We start from the raw sequence: 16,506 nt of genomic DNA, 5'->3' as shown, positions 1-16,506 counted from the left end.
ATAGGACAACCCTTAATTTAAATTCATAAATGGTCGAACTAAAAGAAGTTGAACTGAAGAAAGACGATTCTATCTTCGGTCAGATATCAGAGTATAACCATGAGAAAGTAGTTTTCTGCCACGACCACGAGACTGGCCTGAAAGCTATCATTGGTATCCACAATACGGTACTCGGCCCGGCGCTGGGTGGCACACGTATGTGGTCTTATGCTTCTGATGCTGAAGCGCTGAATGATGTGTTGCGTCTTTCGAGAGGTATGACCTATAAGGCTGCCATCTCCGGGCTGAACCTGGGTGGCGGTAAAGCTGTAATCATCGGCGATGCTAAAAAAGATAAGTCAGAGGCCCTGATGCGCCGTTACGGTCGCTTTGTGAAGAACCTGAACGGTGCTTACATCACGGCCGAAGACGTAGGAACCACTACCAAAGATATGGAGTACATCAAGATGGAAACAGATCACGTAGCTGGTCTTCCAGAAGCGATGGGTGGTGGCGGAGACCCGTCTCCGGTAACGGCTTACGGTACCTACATGGGTATGAAAGCCGCTGCCAAGAAGGTGTATGGCTCTGACTCACTGTCAGGCAAGAAGATCTCTGTGCAAGGTGTTGGTCACGTAGGTGGCTACCTGGTAGAGCTGCTGGCGAAAGAAAACGCCCAGATCTTCATCACCGACATCTACGAAGACCGTCTGCGCGAGATATCTGCCAAGTACAACGCAAAGGTGGTGGGCATGGACGAGATCTATGACCTGGACGTGGACATCTACTCGCCATGTGCGCTGGGAGGTACCATTAACGACGACACTCTGAACCGCCTGAAGTGCCAGGTGATTGCGGGCAGCGCCAACAACCAGCTGCGCGATGAGTCCATTCATGGCCCTGCGCTGATCGAAAAAGGCATCGCATACGCGCCGGACTTCCTGATCAATGCGGGTGGTCTGATCAACGTGTACTCTGAACTGGTTGGCTACAACCGCGAAAGCGCTTATGCTCAGACAGAGCGTATCTACGGCTATACCCTGGATATTTTTGAAAAGGCTGAGAAGGAGGGCATCCACACGCAGCTGGCCGCTACCAAGATGGCAGAGCAGCGTATCAACGCCATTGGTAAAGTAAAGTCCACTTTCTAGGCCTTTCCTTTTGATCTTATTCAAAACAAAAGTGCTGCATTAACCTGTAGCACTTTTGTTTTACTACATACCATATTTATTGGCGCACAGGTTCGCCTTTGCGTATACCTTTACCAGCGGCAGCTATACCTGTCTGCTGCTTTTGGAGCCACGGCACCGACTATAGTAAAACACATATCAACCAACACGTTCTTTAAAATACCATTATGCTCAACCGCAGAACACTTCGAATCAAGGCTATGCAAGCCATTTATGCCTACAAACAGGCCGAAGGTTCGGATTACCAGCTGGCACTTGACCAGATAGCAGAAGACTTTGCCCCAGACCTGAACTCCATGGAAGTGCAGGACCGCAAGCTGCTTGAAGGCCGCAAACAAATTGCCCAGCTGCTCTTTAAGGAGTGGCACGAAACGGGCCAGTTTGAAACAGAGGAGACCGACAAAGAGATAATTGATGCGGTAAACAGAGCTGTTGTAACTTATAAGAACCTCACCAAAAAAGACTACAAGCAGTATAGCAGCCAGATGATGAGTGCGGTGGAGCGCATTTACGACCACTACCTGGGCACCCTGCAGATTCTGGAGCTGATCAACGAGCTGGTGAAAGATGAGGAGGAGAAGAAGGAGAAACGTTTTACGGCCGCCACTGGCCCTGATGTAAAGCGCTTTCTGAACAACCGGGTGGCGCAACGCATCCTCACCAACAAGTCATACCAGCAACACATCATTCGTCGCAATATCAGCTGGGGCTCCGACATCAGCGAGATTCGCCTCGTTTATAAGAACGTCCTGAAGCAGGATGAAGTGTTTCTGAACTACCTGGCACTGCCCGAGCCCACGCTCGAGGAGGACCTGGAAGTGGTGAAACATATTTTCAAAAACATTATTTTTAAAGAAAAAAACTTACAATCTTTGTTTGAAGAGCAGGATTTGAACTGGGTGGAGAACAAATCCATCGTGAAAAGCCTGGTCAACAAGACTGTCAAGATGTTTGGCGAAGAGACCGAAGAAGAGCCCGTATTATTGGATCTTTCGGCTAACTGGGAAGACGATAAAGCCTTCTTTGAGGAACTCTACCACCAAACCCTGCAGGATGATGAAAAGTACGAGGCCATGATTGCCGCAAGCGTGAAGAACTGGGATGTGGAGCGTGTGGCCCTGCTTGACAAGATCATCCTGAAGTTGGCGCTTTGCGAAATGCACATCTTCCGAAGCATACCCGTTAAGGTGACCATCAACGAATATATAGAGATCTCAAAGCTGTACAGCACGCCGAAGAGCAAGCAGTTTGTGAACGGTGTACTGGACAAGATGGCTCAGGAGCTGACTACAAAAGGAGAGATCCGCAAGTCAGGCCGTGGTTTGATCGACAACAAATAAGGTATTGTCCGTCTTTACGCCCCATTATATCGTAATAGGGGTAACGACATACCTAATATATAAGTATAGAGATAATCCTATGAGTAAAACGAGCAATATCCTGTTTTTCGTTTCTGGAGCCGCTGTAGGAGCTGCAGCAGGTATCCTGTTTGCACCAGAGAAAGGTAGAGAGACACGCAGCTGGCTGAGCTACCGCCTTGAGAAATACCGCGATACCCTTTCAGACTTGCTGGAAGAACTGGTTGAAGACCGCAACCGCGTGACTTCAAGCGCAAAATCTGAAGGACAACGTGTGATACAGGACGCAAAAGACAAAGCCGAGAAGCTGCTGGGCGATGTGGATTCACTTATCAACGAGATTAACAGCAGGAAAGAAATATAGACATGAGAGAGATTACACTGATTCCCGGCGACGGGATTGGACCAGAGATTACAGAAGCTGTTAAAGCCGTTTTCAGTGCCGCTAACGTGCCCGTAACCTGGGAAGAGGAAAATGCAGGACAGACCACCTTCGACTCGATGGGTGAGCTGATTCCTTCTACGCTGATTGCCTCACTTAAGAAGAACAAAGTGGCCCTGAAAGGCCCTATCACTACGCCGGTTGGCAAAGGCTTTAAGAGCATCAATGTGCAACTGCGGCAGATGTTCGATTTGTACTCCAATGTACGCCCTGCCAAAACTACTCCTGGTGTAAATACCCGTTTCGATAACGTAAACCTGGTGCTGTTCCGCGAGAACACTGAAGGCCTGTACTCTGGCCTGGAGATGTTCGATGAGCGCCTGCAGATCTCTGACTCAGTAGCCCGCCTCACACGCGTAGGCTGCCGCAAGATCATCCGCGCTGCGTTTGAGTACGCTAACAAGCACAACTGCAAGAAGGTAACGGCTGTTCACAAAGCCAACATCCTGAAAAGCGCCGGTGCCCTGTTCCTGAGCGAAGCCAGCGAGATATCCAAGGAATATCCGCACATCCAGTACGACGACAAGATCATCGACAATATGTGCATGCAGCTGGTGATCAAGCCAGAACAGTTCGACGTGATCGTAACCACCAACCTGTTCGGTGATATCCTTTCTGACCTGTGTGCGGGTCTGGTAGGCGGTCTGGGTGTCGTGTCCGGTGCTAACATCGGCAGCGACATGGCCATTTTCGAAGCCGTACACGGTTCTGCTCCTGATATTGCAGGCCAAGGCAAAGCGAACCCAACTGCGCTACTCCGCTCCGCTATCATGATGCTGCACCACATCGATTTGAAAGATGAGGCGTACCGCATTGAGACCGCTTTGGACGCGACGCTTGCAAACAGAGAAGAGTGCACAGGCGACCTGGGTGGCAAAGCCGGCACCATGGAATTTGCACAACACATTATTGCGAAACTATAATCAAGCAAAAAGCTGTTTAACTGATATGAAAAAGAACTTCTTATTAGCCCTAGCGCTTGGCACTGCCATGACAGTGACCAGTTGCGACCAGAACAACACGACGGCATCAGAGGCAACTACTGCCGAAGCAACTGCACCTGCAGATCAGCCGCAGGTAGTGGACAACCCGAACGTAGTGCCAACCAGCCAAACGGCCAGTACCGAGAACATGGCGGTAATGAGCTTCGCGACAACCGAGTATGATTTCGGCACCATTAAAGAAGGTGATATAGTAGAGCATACCTTCAAATTTACGAACACAGGCAAGTCGCCATTGGTAATCGAGAGTGCTTCTGCCTCTTGTGGTTGCACCGCTCCTGACTGGACGAAGACTCCTGTTGCTCCAGGTGAAGAAGGCGAAGTGAAGGTGCGTTTCGATAGCCGTAACAAGCCTGGCCAGCAGTCTCCGACTGTGACGGTTCGTGCCAATACAGAGCCTAACATTGTGCGTGTGTTCATGAAGGGCAACGTAACTTCATCTAGCATCCCAACTGCAGGCGCTGACGGCCCAGTGAAACTCAACTAAAAAATCACGCTCTAAAGAGCACAACCCTTTTTATGCAAACGATATTCCTACAAGCCGCACCAGACGGTGGCATGCTGCCACAGCTCCTGATGTTCGGCGCTATTATCCTTGTTTTCTATTTTTTCATGATCCGCCCGCAGCAGAAAAAAGCGAAGGACCAGAAAAAATTTCGTGAAGAGCTGACCAAAGGCATGCAGGTCGTGACAATAGGCGGACTGCATGGTCGTTTAACAGCTGTTAACGATGACACCGTAGAGATAGAAGTAGACAAAGGCGTGCGTCTTGTGTTTGAGAAATCTGCTATCTCGCTGGAAGCTACTGCTAAAGTGAAATAAGGATAAGACACCTTGTCGTTTGAGAAAGCCCGAAATATCATTTTATGGTTTGTAAGGCCATTTAAGCCCCAAACAGAGCACTACTGGAGAATTGTAGTGCTCTGTTTTGTGGCGGCTTCTACTTTCTGGCTGCTCAATGCCCTCAACAAAAGCTACTCTACCCAGACCTCCTACCCGGTGCGCTTTGTGTACAACGAACAACGCCTGGTTCCAATCAGTCCACTGCCTGAAGAGGTAGCGGTAAACGTTACCGGCCGTGGGTGGAAACTCCTTCGCAAAGCACTTAGGGTAGAAGTACAGCCCGCAGAGGTCTACATCCGTAGCCTTCCCCGCAACAATTATCTGCTTGGCTCCGCCTTAAGACCTGCTCTGGTGAATGCCATGGACGGTCTGCAGCTTAACTTTGTTGTAACCGATACCCTTTTCTTTAACTTCAATGAGAATGTGACGCGCCGCATCGCGCTGCAGCTCGATCCTGCTCAGAAAGTGACAGGCGAACGCCACGCCATGCTACGCCCTGTCCGCATTGATCCCGACACCATTACTTTCCGTGGACCATCCTCCATGGTCGATAGTTTACCAAGCCCTTTTATTTTGCGTTTGCCGATCACCAACCTGACCGAGTCAGCTAAGATCGTGGTGCCCATCGAGTATGATAACAAGTCGCTGGTGAAGGCGGACATAACAGAGGCCACTGTTTCGGCAAGGATAAAGCCACTACAACAGCGCGAACACCAGGTTGTGCCGGAAATGGTGAATGTGCCCTTGAATACCGAGGTAACCTTGCGTCCGCAGGTGGTGCTGATTCGCTACCTCGCACTCGAAGATTCAGCGGCCGTCATTAACTCCGAAGCATTCAAGGCCATTGTAGATTTCTCTAGGTATAGCCGCCTCGACTCCACAGTGGCACCCGAACTTGTGCAGAAGCCTGCCGGGGCCCGCAGCATTACACTCTGGCCTGAACGCATCAAAGCCGTCTTAAAAAAATAAAGAGGATGCTCAGGATAGGTATAACCGGCGGAATAGGCGTAGGCAAAACCATTGTATGCCGCGTGTTTCAAGTACTGGGTATACCTATATATGACGCCGACACCCGCGCCAAGTGGGTGATGCAATACGACCTTGCGTTGAAGCAGGAACTGCAGGCAGCCTTCGGGGAGGAAACCTATACCTCAGAAGGGCATTTGGACCGCGCTTATCTGGCATCGATGGTGTTCAATAATCAGGAACGGCTGGACAAGCTTAATGCCTTGGTGCATCCGCATGTAGGCCTTGACTTTGAGCGTTGGGCTGAGGCCAATGCAAACGCTCCTTACCTAATCAAGGAGGCTGCTCTGATGTTTGAATCAGAATCGTGGCGGCAGATGAACGAGATCATTGTCGTGACTGCCCCGCTGGATGTGCGCCTCAAGCGCCTGCTCAAACGCGACCCGCACCGCACAGAAGCAGATATAAAAGCGATCATCAGCAAGCAGCTAAGCGAAGAGGAGAAAATATCCCGGGCACAACACATTGTCTACAACGACGACCAACAGCTTATCATAACTCAGGTGCTTGTCCTGCACGAGCAATTTCTTTCCAGGTCAGGTATAGCTAAGTAGAATCTTAAGTACACTCTCATCCCGCGACATAGTATAGTCTATACCTATACCTTCAGCTAGGCCTTCCCCAAATTAACAAACAGGTAAAGTCTTCTTGAGCAGCTTTCTGTCCTTACTGCCCTGTGCAGGCATATAAAACAAATTGAGATTACGATTTCAGAGGCAATCCCTTATAAGGAAATCCATTCAGGAGAGTAATGAGCCTGTGTGAATCCTGTTTGGAAAATGCACACCGGTACGGCCTACAGGGAGGAGTTCTGAATGCATAGAGTTAGGCAGTTTAGTACTAGAAAAGACCATCCCTTTGAGGACAAGAAAGAACGGGGATCCAAAACTTGCGGCAGAGGGCCAATAGGAACGTAAGCCTTTAATAGAGTCTTACACCAAATGCCAACACCCTTCACTGAGCTACTCCTGCAAATTTCAAACTTGATTTCTCACATGTCTTCAAGGAGTGAATATGGGTATAGCCCTACAGAGTTTTGCTGCCAACAATTGGTGGTAAAGTTTAGGACCTAACAGTCTTAACATGCTTAGGAGCTATGAAATTTGCAGGCATATTATACCTTCTTGAAAGCGAGGTTTGAAACCTTACTATCTTCTGTAGATTATATTCGAAATCAGGTCGTTATACAGTAGGCTGGGCGGAGGTTTGCCTGTTGAAGCATAGCGCTTCAGAAAAGTATAAACATAAAAAAAGGACAACTTTTAAGTTGTCCTTTTGTGGGGCGTACTGGATTCGAACCAGTGACCCCCTGCTTGTAAGGCAGGTGCTCTGAACCAGCTGAGCTAACACCCCGTTTTGTCGTTTCGTTGACCTTTTGTCCCCGTTTGATGATGCAAATATGGGGTGTTTTTTTGGAACTGCAAAACATCTGATAAAAAAATCTTAAAATTTTTTTTCGAGCCGCATCGCCTATTGTGCACGTGTGAATACTGCAGTACCTTTAGCTTTTGTAAGATGCTTAAAATCTGAACTTTCTCTTGGGACGAAAACGTGTTGTGAAAAAAGTGCTATTTTATGTCGCCCTGGCAGCAGTGGCGATCACAGGCATTTCGGCAGGGCTGGTGTATGCGTACCAAGATAAAATAATCGGACTCTTTGTGGCCGAAGCCAATAAGCATATCACGACAAAGGTAGACGTCGGCAAAATTTCGCTTTCCCTTTTCGATAAGTTTCCGCAGGTGGCTGTGGCCCTCGAGCAGGTAAACGTGCACGAAGGTATAGCAGACAGTGACTCGTCGTTAGCACGTGCCGAGAAGTTGTATTTTACGTTCAGCGTGTTCGACATCATCCGGGGAAGGTATGACGTGAAGCAGCTATACCTGGAGAACGGCTCCATCCATGTGCGCGTGCTCAAAAACGGGCAGGTCAACTACCATATCCTGGCAACCGACTCCAGCAATTCGTCCGGTGATTTCGCCTTCCATCTGGAAAAGATCAACCTGAGCCAGGTCGCGCTGCGCTACACCGACCTGCAACTGAACCACTACATAGAAGCCGACGCGCAGCAATTAGATGCGGCTATGGCGATCACCAACGATAAGATAACCCTCGAAACAAAAGGAAACGCGACGATCAGCACCATCCGGATAGTTGAGAGTGAATTCTTCAAGGGGAAGTCTGTAGCGCTGCATACCGCCCTGACAATAGACCGCACCGCGCGTACCATTGCCTTGCAACCCTCTGTTGTGCAGGTAGAGGGTGCTGCCTATGAAGTAGGCGGGCAAATTGCCTACGGAGGCACTACGGAACTCGACCTGCAAATGCAGGGTAAAGACACCAACATACAGTCGCTGCTCTCGTTGCTGCCCCAACATATTACGCGTGAGTACAGCCAGTACCGCAGCGAGGGAGACGTCTTCTTTAAAGGCACTGTAAGAGGCAGGGCATCCGGCAAGCAAAACCCGGAGGTGGCCTTTGAGTTCGGTGCCCGAAACGCTTCCTTCTTTCACCCTGACACCAAGCAGAAAATTGAAGGCCTGCACCTGGATGGATACTTTACGAATGGCGCCAGTAAGAGCGCTGCAACGTCGTTGCTGGAGCTGAAGAACCTGAAAGGCATCCTGAACAAGCGTCCTTTTGAGGGGAGTGTGACTTACCGCAATTTTGAGAACCCCTACCTGGCTTTCAGTGCCAAAGGCATGCTGGATGTGGGCTATGTGGTGAGCCTGCTGCAGCTTGAAGAGGTGAAAAGCGGAAGTGGCCTGGCGGATGTGCACATCGCCTTCGCAGGTAACCTAAAAGAGTTCGAGGCCAGGCCGGGCAACAGCACGCTCAACACAAGCGGCGATATCACGCTGCATAACGTGATGCTGAACCTCAAGGAAATGCCGATGCCATTGAGTGGCTTAAACGGAAACTTCATTTTCAAAAAGAATGATGTAGCGGTGTCGGATTTCAAAGGACAGTTGGGCGACTCGGACTTCGTGCTAAACGGGATGTTTCGCAACGTGATGGCCTGGTTGCTGCTCGATAAGCAACGCCTGCTTGTTGAAGCCGACTTCAGCAGCCAATACCTCAACTTTGACCAGTTGCTGAGCGAAGAGCTGAATACCCCAGCCGATGCCAGGCAGACTGGCAGTGCTGCTTATAAGTTCAACATCTCCCCCGATATTGCCTTCGACCTGGGTGCCACTATCCGGCAGGCAAAGTTCAGGCGCTTCAGAGCGGAGCACATAAAAGGAGAGGTGAAACTGCGTAACCAGATCGTGTCTTCACCCAACATCTCATTCAATGCCATTGGAGGGAACTTCGCCGTGCGCGGAAATCTCGATGCCCGCAACCGCGACCACATCAAGGTGAGCACAGCTACCAAGCTGAGCAACATGAGCGTCGACAGTCTGTTCTATGTTTTTGAGAATTTCGGACAGAGCTTTATTTCGGATAAGCAGCTGCGGGGTAGGCTTACAGCCAATATTGTATCGGACGTATACTTTGATAGTCAACTCAATACCAAAACGGACCTTATGCAGGCTGAGATTGCCGCCACGGTGCGCGACGGGCAACTGATCAACTTTGCCCCGATGCAGAAAATGTCGGCCTTCGTGAAGCGGTCAGAACTGGCGAATATGAAGTTTGCAGAGCTCAGCAATAACTTCTGGATACAGCAGCGCACCATCTTCATTCCAGAGATGGACATTCGTTCCAACCTCTCGGCTATACCTTCGGTGTCTATCTCCGGTACCCATACCTTCGACCAGGACATGGACTATCGTATCAAGCTGCCTCTTACGAAAGATCGCCGGCCTGACCGTGACAGCGTTTACGGTGTGGTGGCTGAGGATACAGATGCAGGGAACAGCTCGCTTTTCCTGACCCTGCGCGGCAAGGAGAGCGACTTTAAGCTGGCGTACGACAACGAGCGTGTGCGCGAGAAGATCAAAACCGATCTGAAACAGGAAGGACAGGAGTTGAAGGATCTGCTGCGCGGCAAAAAGCCAGTGAAACAGGAAAAGAAAGTGGAGCTGCAGGAAGGTGAATATTTTGACTTTGATTAGGTCAGAAGTAAAGCAGCTTTACCTGATAAGTCCCTTAGCAAATCTACAGCATAGAGCAGAGGCTATGAGGATAATAGCTGGTGTATTGTAAAAATTATATTTTACTTACATCCTTTGTTAACTAACGTCTACAGTACAAAAGAAAGTGTTTGTTAAAAAAATGCTGTTTATTGTATAACCCGCATAGCGTTCGGTCGTTAGATAAAACAAAATTACAATAATGGTTTGTATGTGTTTTTGAGAATAGATTTGATATATACTGCAGGATTACTTGGTAAGGTCCTATCTTGTTAAGAAAGGCGTTGCAGTTTGAAAATATAAGGGTGAAAAAAAAGCCGGAGTTTCTCCGGCTTTTTTATTGATACCTAGTCCGCCAAGGACTTATATAAGGTTACAGCAGTTGGCTGAGTGCTATTTCAAAAGAGGCCTTTGCGATCTCTGTTTTTGCCTGGTTCTTCGTGTGCGTTTTTTCCAGCGCCTCCCGGATGACACGGGAAATGTCATGGAAGATGGCATCATCCGTGATTTCCACCTCGTTCTCCATCAGGTAGGCAAATACCCGGGCCATGCCGCAGTTAGCGATAAAGTCAGGTATAACCGATATGTTTTGATCGGCAAACTCCCCGGTAGGGCCGAAGAATATCTGCGGATCTTGGAATGGCACATTGGCTCCGCAGGAGATTACCTCCAGTCCGCTGGCGATCATTTGCTCGAGTTGTCCGCGCGTCACCAGGCGCGACGCAGCGGCAGGTATAAAGATTTCGGCAGGGAGTGACCAGATGCGGTTGTTCATCTCTTCGAATGGGATGAGGTTCTCTGCATACAGGGTGTTGCCCTGTCGGCCCAGGTATAGCTCACGGACCTCATCAAAGGAGAAGCCTTCTTCCCTGATCAAGCCACCCGTCCGGTCGATGATACCGACAATCTTAACGCCCTTGCCAGCCAGGTAGAAGGCAGCAGCAGCGCCTACATTTCCCCAACCCTGAATGATGGCGCGCTTGCCTTCATACGAGCCACCCCAAATTGTATAGTAATGACATACAGCTTCGGCCACACCATAACCTGTAATCATATCGGCTATTGTATACTTGCGGGTTGCCGCCGGGGTATAAGCCGGATCTTCAATTACTTTGATCACGCCCTGGCGCAGTTGGCCTACTTTGTTGATCTTCTGCGGCTCAGTGGCGTTGAAATGCCCGTTCACAACACCTTCCTGCGGGTGCCACAGGCCATAATCTTCCGTAATAGGTATCACTTCGTGTATCTCGTCCACGTTGAGGTCGCCGCCTGTGCCGTAGTAGCTTTTGAGCAGTGGAATAACTGCCTTGTACCAGCGCTCCAGCACGCCGCGCTTCCGTGGGTCGGCCGGGTCGAAGTTTATACCTGACTTAGCCCCGCCGATGGCAGGACCTGATACGGTGAACTTCACTTCCATGGTTTTGGCCAACGATTCTACCTCGCGCTTGTCCAGGCCTTTGCGCATGCGGGTGCCACCACCGGCTGCACCACCGCGCAGCGAGTTGATCACCACCCAACCTTCTGCCTCAGTCNTTGTACCAGCGCTCCAGCACGCCGCGCTTCCGTGGGTCGGCCGGGTCGAAGTTTATACCTGACTTAGCCCCGCCGATGGCAGGACCTGATACGGTGAACTTCACTTCCATGGTTTTGGCCAACGATTCTACCTCGCGCTTGTCCAGGCCTTTGCGCATGCGGGTGCCACCACCGGCTGCACCACCGCGCAGCGAGTTGATCACCACCCAACCTTCTGCCTCAGTCTCAGCATCTTTCCACTCAAATACTATCTCAGGACGTTTATTCTCAAATTTTTCGAGAAGCTCTTTCATGGGTTTGTTTGTAGTTAAGGGTTTACAGACCGCAAAGGTACAAAATTACCCCGGAGCGTACAGGGCTATGAAATCTTATACCTATCCAGGCGTTTATATTGTACTGTGCTGGGAATACACGTTGTGACACTGAATTTTCGGTGAACTGCTTTACGTATTGGACGTTTCACGGAGGAAGGCAATTAGGAAAAGGCTATATAGTAATCTATCAACATTAAGTATTTCATATATCCAATTTTAATTTTTATACGTACATGTACTCAATTCATCATTCAGGATGTATCTGACAAGGAGTGTGTTGTGTTATGAGGGCTTCAGAAGAAAATTTTAAAATTCCTTTGGAGCTACATCAGCCAAATGTCGCGGTTGCCGTATATATCTTAATATGAATTGTATTGTTTAAATGTATGTAGAAACTGTTAGGTATAATTATTAATTATGAAAAGTTTGTTATCTAGAATTGAATCTAAGAAAATAGATAAGGCGGCAGCCATGCTGAAAGTGTTGGCACACCCGAAGAGACTGGCGATAGTGGACTTGCTCGGCAAGGAGGATAAAATGACTGTTACGGAAATTTATAAGTATCTAGACCTGCCACAGGCTATTGCTTCCCAGCATTTGATTACACTGAAGGACAAAGGGGTCCTGTCTTCCTTTAAGGTTGGCACCAAAATTTACTATTCCCTTGCCATTCCAAAGCTGATCGACGTGATCGATTGCCTGGAAGAATGCTGCATTGATATTTAGTGATCCGCCCAGGTGCTGAGGCACTGAGTATTACATTCATAGAAAAGCCAAAGGTCTCCGTTCCCTTCGTAAAATGAAGCAGACGGGGACCTTTGGCTTTTTTTATACTAAATAAAATAGGCGGTTCACGAAGAACCGTGCAAAATGGTTTTTTGTGGCTGAGGCTTAGAGTAAAATTTTATCGCCTGTCTCTTTCTGCTTTTTTGCTTTCACTTCCCTCTTACTGGGAGCAGCGGCAGACTTTTCCTTCTTCATGGCCTTTTCAACTTCACGCTTTAGTATCTCGTGGCCTTCGTGGGTAGTGGCGGCAGAAAGTGCCACGGCATCGGTGCGGCGCACGACACGGGCCGAAGTGGAGGCAACATGCGGCTTTGAAGTAGCTACCCACTTGGCGTCTGCATCTGCATGAGCATCCGCCGGTTTATCGGCCACCATCCTAAAGTCTGACTTCCGGATTGGGGCAATGCCATCATTGGCAATGTCGCGCTCTGTCAGCATAAATGAGTGGCTGGTGCAGGAGCTGAATAACAGAACAACAGTGATAAAGGATAGGAGGGCGGAGATGTTTTTCATTTTTACTGCACTAAGGGTGATAAGATGGACTTTGTTTGCTGCTGTTCTCGTAGCTTGGATCGAAATTTCTTCTGGTTAAAGCAAATATCTTATTTGAATATTTATATGTGCAAAGATATGTATAAATATTTATATGTTGCAAGATTAGACATGAAAAAAGCGGGTCTTTTTAAGGTCAGCTTTCACTTTAACTGGTAATGTTAATTTAATTCGTATAATAATGTCCTATATATAGGATTTTGTATATCTGAGTGTTCAAACATTTATACACATTTTATATTTTATTACAAAATGAAAAGAAATTTACTTTCGCTTATTGTTGGAGATGCTATGACTCTGTCAATGACCTCATGCTATACCTACACTTTTACAGTGGGTAACGGTGCACAGTCTAATGTTCAGGTAAAGAAAATGAATCATTACTTGATTTATGGTCTGGCACCAATAAGCACATCTAACCCTAAAGAACTGGCTGGAGGAGCTGAGGACTAAACTGTTACAATTACCCATACTTTCGTTGATGGTTTGCTGAACGCACTGACGTGGGGAATCTACACGCCAACAACTACTATTGTTACTAAGTAATAATTCCTGAAGCTATTTTCCTGTAACGCAATCTAATCTTATGAAGGTATTTGTATTCCTGGTTCTGACTGTATTGGCGATCTATTTCGGCTATGCGATTTTTTCTTTAGAGTTTGATAAGCTCTCTGACTACGGAATGGGTTACCTGGTAGGTAATTGTATACTATTTGTATTGGTGCTGGCTAGTGCCTTTATAGTTGGTAAAAAGATTGTGCTACAGGAGTAAACAATATTTCAAGAGATAAAAAAAGCTGGCCCATACGAGCCAGCTTTTTTTATCTCTTGAAATATCAATGGTTAGTTTACGTCAACCTCCTGCTTCTCCAGATCAAACAGGTCGTTCAGCAGATCGATCAGTGTTTCGGCTTCACCGCGCTTGCAGGCCGCTTTCAGTTGCAGCACTGGCAGCTTAATCACTTTCTGCATCATCGATTTGGTGATGTTATCAACCAACTTAGCCTCTTTCGGGCCGAGCTTTTTCATATAGCGAGCCATCTCTTCCTGACGGATCGACTCCAGCGCGTTTTTCAGCTTGTTGATAGTAGGTGATACCATCATCTCCTTCGACCAGTCGTTAAACTGTTCGATCGACTCTTCGATGATAGCGCGTACCTGCGGCACAGAGTTAATGCGCTGCTGTAGTGCGGCCGATGCTTTATTTTGTATCGTATCGATGTTGTAAACCAGTACGCCAGGCACGGCTTCTGCCTCGGACTCCACGCTGCGCGGCACAGACAGGTCTATAAAAAACTTAAACGTGAGCACGTTCAGGCGCTGGATCATTTCTTTGGTAAAGAAAGGGGTTTCGCGAGCCACCGATGAGATAATCACGTCTGCCTCTTTCAAACCCTGCACGATATCTTCAAACGGAAGCACAGTCATACCGCACTCGTCCACCAGGACCTGCGCCTTGGCCATGGTGCGGTTGGTAATAGTGACGTGTTGGTAGCCTTTGTCTTTGAGATGACGGCACACATCTGCACCAATCTCGCCTACTCCCACCACCAGGATCTTGGGCTCAGCCACAACATCGGCAGTCAGTTCCTCGATCAACTCAATGGCGGCATAAGACGTAGAGGCGGCACCATCGCGGAAGGCAGTCTCCTGCACAACGCGCTTGTTAGTAAAGAAGATAGTGTGCATCAGGCGGTGCAGGAACGGACCGGCGGTCTCGTTGTCGGCTGCCCACTGGTACGACTGCTTCACCTGGTTGGTGATCTGCATATCGCCCACCACCTGCGACTCAAGCCCCATGCTTACCTCAAATAAATGCTGAACGGCACCGTTGTGCTCGTTGAGGATCGTAAAGTAGTCGAGGTATTGGGTAATGTTGTCGATGCCTTTGGTGATGCCAAGCAGCTTCACAATTTCGGTGCTATAGTCCACATCGGAGTTATAGTACACTTCGGTGCGGTTGCAGGTAGAGAGCACCAGTATGTCAGAGGCCTGAATAAAGCTCTTCAGCGTCTGAATAAATTGCCTGCATGAGTTCTCATCTAAGGCAATCAGCTCCCTGATATCCAGCGGTGCTTTCTTGTAGGACAGGCTGATTGCTTTAAAGTTCTGAAGCATAACTTTCGTTCGGAATACTAAAGTGCAAAATTACTGCTTTGCTTATTAAAAAGAAACTTACTTGACCTTATTAATTAATTTATACTAATTTCAGATAATTTTCGCGCACCGCATGATTCCCATTTACGCCCAGAAAAACAGAATAAAGTTTCTCGTCGTTATTGTCGCGCTCTTTATCGGGGCGGTTACCATTACGTACACTAACGTATTAGTGAGCAAATTGTCTGAAAGAGAGCAGGAATTGGTACAGCTTTATGCCAAGGGGCTGCGCTACATGATCAATGCTCCCAGTGATGACAACATCGTTTTCATTGAAGAGGAAATACTCTCATCTAACCACACCATACCTGTTATCCTGACAGACGAGAACGAAAACATTCTCGATTTCAAGAATATCAACCTGCCTGACAAAATTTCGGAGGAACGCAAAAATGAGCTGTTGCAGCGTGAGATTGCCCGCATGAAGGCGCAGCACGCTCCGATTATCGTGCCCTGGGCGGAGGGTTCTGAAAACTACGTGTTCTACAAAGACTCGGACCTGCTTTCGCAGCTTCGTTACTATCCCTATGTGCAGCTGATGGTGATTGCCTGCTTTGCCTTAATGGCTTACTTCGCTTTCAGTTACTCCCGCAAGGCCGAGCAAAACAGGGTATGGGTGGGACTGGCAAAGGAAACGGCCCACCAGCTGGGTACACCGCTTTCCTCGCTCATGGCCTGGTATGAGTACATGAAGTCCAGCCCGAAGTTCGAGAACGAGCCCATCACGGCGGAGCTTTGGAAAGACATCCGCCGACTGGAAATTATCACGGAGCGCTTCTCCAACATAGGCTCCGTGCCGCTGCTACGCGACGAAAATATTCTGCAGGTAACCGAAAATGCGATTGGCTACCTGCAAAACCGCATTTCGAGCAAGGTAGACTTTACGGTAGCGTCAAACTTCGCCCCCGAGATCACGGCCAAGGTAAATGTGCCGCTCTTCGACTGGGTGATTGAGAACATCTGCAAAAATGCAGTGGATGCGATGGAAGGCCGCGGCAGCATCCGGCTACAGCTCTCGCTGCTAGGCAAAAGTCAGATTGCACTCGACATCAGCGATACTGGCAAAGGTATACCAAAGAGCAAAATGGATTCGGTATTTTTGCCGGGCTTCACCACCAAAAAGAGGGGATGGGGGCTGGGTTTGGCACTGGCCAAGCGCATCATCGACAACTACCACGAAGGTAGGCTCTACGTCAAGTCCTCCGAGATCGGCAAAGGCACCACCTTCCGGATCGTGCTGAACAGGTGATTT

General features: G+C 48.6%; 15 protein-coding genes, 1 tRNA gene and 2 pseudogenes. 13 read left to right on the top strand and 5 right to left on the bottom strand.

The features are described 5' to 3' along the window. Positions 1-29 precede the first annotated feature (29 nt). The 8 genes from AC4QZR_RS16890 (at position 30) to coaE (ending at position 6,393) form a co-directional block, all read left to right on the top strand. The gene (locus tag AC4QZR_RS16890; protein ID WP_253401292.1) at positions 30-1,130 is read left to right on the top strand and encodes a Glu/Leu/Phe/Val family dehydrogenase; all 1,101 of its coding nucleotides are present in this window, start codon (positions 30-32) and stop codon (positions 1,128-1,130) included. 239 nt (positions 1,131-1,369) lie between these two features. Next, a complete protein-coding gene (gene nusB / locus AC4QZR_RS16885) occupies positions 1,370-2,509 on the top strand; it encodes a transcription antitermination factor NusB (RefSeq protein ID WP_494481978.1) in 1,140 nt (379 codons plus the stop codon). A gap of 79 nt (positions 2,510-2,588) precedes the next feature. After that, a complete protein-coding gene (locus AC4QZR_RS16880) occupies positions 2,589-2,891 on the top strand; it encodes a YtxH domain-containing protein (protein WP_188500682.1) in 303 nt (100 codons plus the stop codon). A 2-nt stretch (positions 2,892-2,893) separates the two neighbouring features. Beyond that, complete coding sequence (locus AC4QZR_RS16875) at positions 2,894-3,892, top strand: isocitrate/isopropylmalate dehydrogenase family protein (RefSeq protein WP_253401288.1); 999 nt, start codon at positions 2,894-2,896, stop codon at positions 3,890-3,892. Between the two features lie 25 nt (positions 3,893-3,917). Continuing rightward, complete coding sequence (locus AC4QZR_RS16870; RefSeq protein WP_253401286.1) at positions 3,918-4,457, top strand: DUF1573 domain-containing protein; 540 nt, start codon at positions 3,918-3,920, stop codon at positions 4,455-4,457. Positions 4,458-4,489: 32 nt separating this feature from the next. Continuing rightward, positions 4,490-4,792: a preprotein translocase subunit YajC gene (gene yajC, locus AC4QZR_RS16865; protein WP_007655023.1), complete on the top strand. Its 303-nt coding sequence runs from the start codon at positions 4,490-4,492 to the stop codon at positions 4,790-4,792. A gap of 12 nt (positions 4,793-4,804) precedes the next feature. Beyond that, a complete protein-coding gene (locus AC4QZR_RS16860; RefSeq protein ID WP_253401282.1) occupies positions 4,805-5,782 on the top strand; it encodes a YbbR-like domain-containing protein in 978 nt (325 codons plus the stop codon). Between the two features lie 5 nt (positions 5,783-5,787). Then, positions 5,788-6,393 carry a dephospho-CoA kinase gene (gene coaE / locus AC4QZR_RS16855; RefSeq protein ID WP_494481977.1) on the top strand — a complete coding sequence of 202 codons (606 nt, stop codon included), beginning with the start codon at positions 5,788-5,790 and terminating at the stop codon, positions 6,391-6,393. Positions 6,394-7,117: 724 nt separating this feature from the next. On the opposite strand, the gene AC4QZR_RS16850 is transcribed toward coaE, so the two are convergent. After that, positions 7,118-7,192 (bottom strand) — tRNA-Val (locus tag AC4QZR_RS16850). A gap of 203 nt (positions 7,193-7,395) precedes the next feature. Between AC4QZR_RS16850 and AC4QZR_RS16845 the strand changes: the two genes are divergently transcribed. Then, positions 7,396-9,894 carry an AsmA family protein gene (locus AC4QZR_RS16845; protein ID WP_494481976.1) on the top strand — a complete coding sequence of 833 codons (2,499 nt, stop codon included), beginning with the start codon at positions 7,396-7,398 and terminating at the stop codon, positions 9,892-9,894. A gap of 391 nt (positions 9,895-10,285) precedes the next feature. On the opposite strand, the pseudogene AC4QZR_RS16840 reads toward AC4QZR_RS16845, so the two are convergent. Together AC4QZR_RS16840 and AC4QZR_RS16835 are read right to left on the bottom strand one after the other, a co-directional pair. Beyond that, a pseudogene (locus AC4QZR_RS16840) lies at positions 10,286-11,443 on the bottom strand (Glu/Leu/Phe/Val dehydrogenase dimerization domain-containing protein); the annotation flags it as partial. Further along, positions 11,439-11,738, bottom strand: coding sequence for a Glu/Leu/Phe/Val dehydrogenase dimerization domain-containing protein (locus AC4QZR_RS16835; RefSeq protein ID WP_494481975.1), 300 nt, complete (start codon positions 11,736-11,738; stop codon positions 11,439-11,441). The gene AC4QZR_RS16835 and the pseudogene AC4QZR_RS16840, both read right to left, overlap by 5 nt. A 438-nt stretch (positions 11,739-12,176) precedes the next feature. On the opposite strand from AC4QZR_RS16835, the gene AC4QZR_RS16830 reads away from it, so the two are divergent. Then, positions 12,177-12,485, top strand: coding sequence for an ArsR/SmtB family transcription factor (locus AC4QZR_RS16830; protein WP_076421268.1), 309 nt, complete (start codon positions 12,177-12,179; stop codon positions 12,483-12,485). Positions 12,486-12,650: 165 nt separating this feature from the next. Here AC4QZR_RS16830 and AC4QZR_RS16825 read toward each other — a convergent pair whose 3' ends face one another. After that, positions 12,651-13,058: a hypothetical protein gene (locus tag AC4QZR_RS16825; RefSeq protein WP_494481974.1), complete on the bottom strand. Its 408-nt coding sequence runs from the start codon at positions 13,056-13,058 to the stop codon at positions 12,651-12,653. Positions 13,059-13,349: 291 nt separating this feature from the next. On the opposite strand from AC4QZR_RS16825, the pseudogene AC4QZR_RS16820 reads away from it, so the two are divergent. Continuing rightward, a pseudogene (locus tag AC4QZR_RS16820) lies at positions 13,350-13,643 on the top strand (Bor family protein). Between the two features lie 40 nt (positions 13,644-13,683). After that, positions 13,684-13,869, top strand: coding sequence for a hypothetical protein (locus AC4QZR_RS16815; RefSeq protein WP_494481973.1), 186 nt, complete (start codon positions 13,684-13,686; stop codon positions 13,867-13,869). Between the two features lie 71 nt (positions 13,870-13,940). Here AC4QZR_RS16815 and hemA read toward each other — a convergent pair whose 3' ends face one another. Continuing rightward, complete coding sequence (gene hemA, locus AC4QZR_RS16810) at positions 13,941-15,215, bottom strand: glutamyl-tRNA reductase (RefSeq protein WP_494481972.1); 1,275 nt, start codon at positions 15,213-15,215, stop codon at positions 13,941-13,943. 112 nt (positions 15,216-15,327) lie between these two features. Here hemA and AC4QZR_RS16805 point away from each other — a divergent pair, with 112 nt between their 5' ends. Further along, the gene (locus AC4QZR_RS16805) at positions 15,328-16,503 is read left to right on the top strand and encodes an ATP-binding protein (RefSeq protein WP_494481971.1); all 1,176 of its coding nucleotides are present in this window, start codon (positions 15,328-15,330) and stop codon (positions 16,501-16,503) included. Positions 16,504-16,506 lie beyond the last annotated feature (3 nt).

It is taken from the genome of Pontibacter sp. YIM B11418 (assembly GCF_059278805.1).
This window is presented reverse-complemented; position numbering and strand designations above follow the sequence as displayed.

What these genes read in the sequence shown, in the direction of transcription:
- AC4QZR_RS16890 (WP_253401292.1), top strand. Translation starts at nt 30, where the DNA reads ATGGTCGAACTAAAAGAAGTTGAACTGAAGAAAGACGATTCTATCTTC.
- nusB (WP_494481978.1), top strand. Translation starts at nt 1,370, where the DNA reads ATGCAAGCCATTTATGCCTACAAACAGGCCGAAGGTTCGGATTACCAG.
- AC4QZR_RS16880 (WP_188500682.1), top strand. Translation starts at nt 2,589, where the DNA reads ATGAGTAAAACGAGCAATATCCTGTTTTTCGTTTCTGGAGCCGCTGTA.
- AC4QZR_RS16875 (WP_253401288.1), top strand. Translation starts at nt 2,894, where the DNA reads ATGAGAGAGATTACACTGATTCCCGGCGACGGGATTGGACCAGAGATT.
- AC4QZR_RS16870 (WP_253401286.1), top strand. Translation starts at nt 3,918, where the DNA reads ATGAAAAAGAACTTCTTATTAGCCCTAGCGCTTGGCACTGCCATGACA.
- yajC (WP_007655023.1), top strand. Translation starts at nt 4,490, where the DNA reads ATGCAAACGATATTCCTACAAGCCGCACCAGACGGTGGCATGCTGCCA.
- coaE (WP_494481977.1), top strand. Translation starts at nt 5,788, where the DNA reads ATGCTCAGGATAGGTATAACCGGCGGAATAGGCGTAGGCAAAACCATT.
- AC4QZR_RS16830 (WP_076421268.1), top strand. Translation starts at nt 12,177, where the DNA reads ATGAAAAGTTTGTTATCTAGAATTGAATCTAAGAAAATAGATAAGGCG.
- AC4QZR_RS16825 (WP_494481974.1), bottom strand. Translation starts at nt 13,058, where the DNA reads ATGAAAAACATCTCCGCCCTCCTATCCTTTATCACTGTTGTTCTGTTA.
- AC4QZR_RS16815 (WP_494481973.1), top strand. Translation starts at nt 13,684, where the DNA reads ATGAAGGTATTTGTATTCCTGGTTCTGACTGTATTGGCGATCTATTTC.
- hemA (WP_494481972.1), bottom strand. Translation starts at nt 15,215, where the DNA reads ATGCTTCAGAACTTTAAAGCAATCAGCCTGTCCTACAAGAAAGCACCG.
- AC4QZR_RS16805 (WP_494481971.1), top strand. Translation starts at nt 15,328, where the DNA reads ATGATTCCCATTTACGCCCAGAAAAACAGAATAAAGTTTCTCGTCGTT.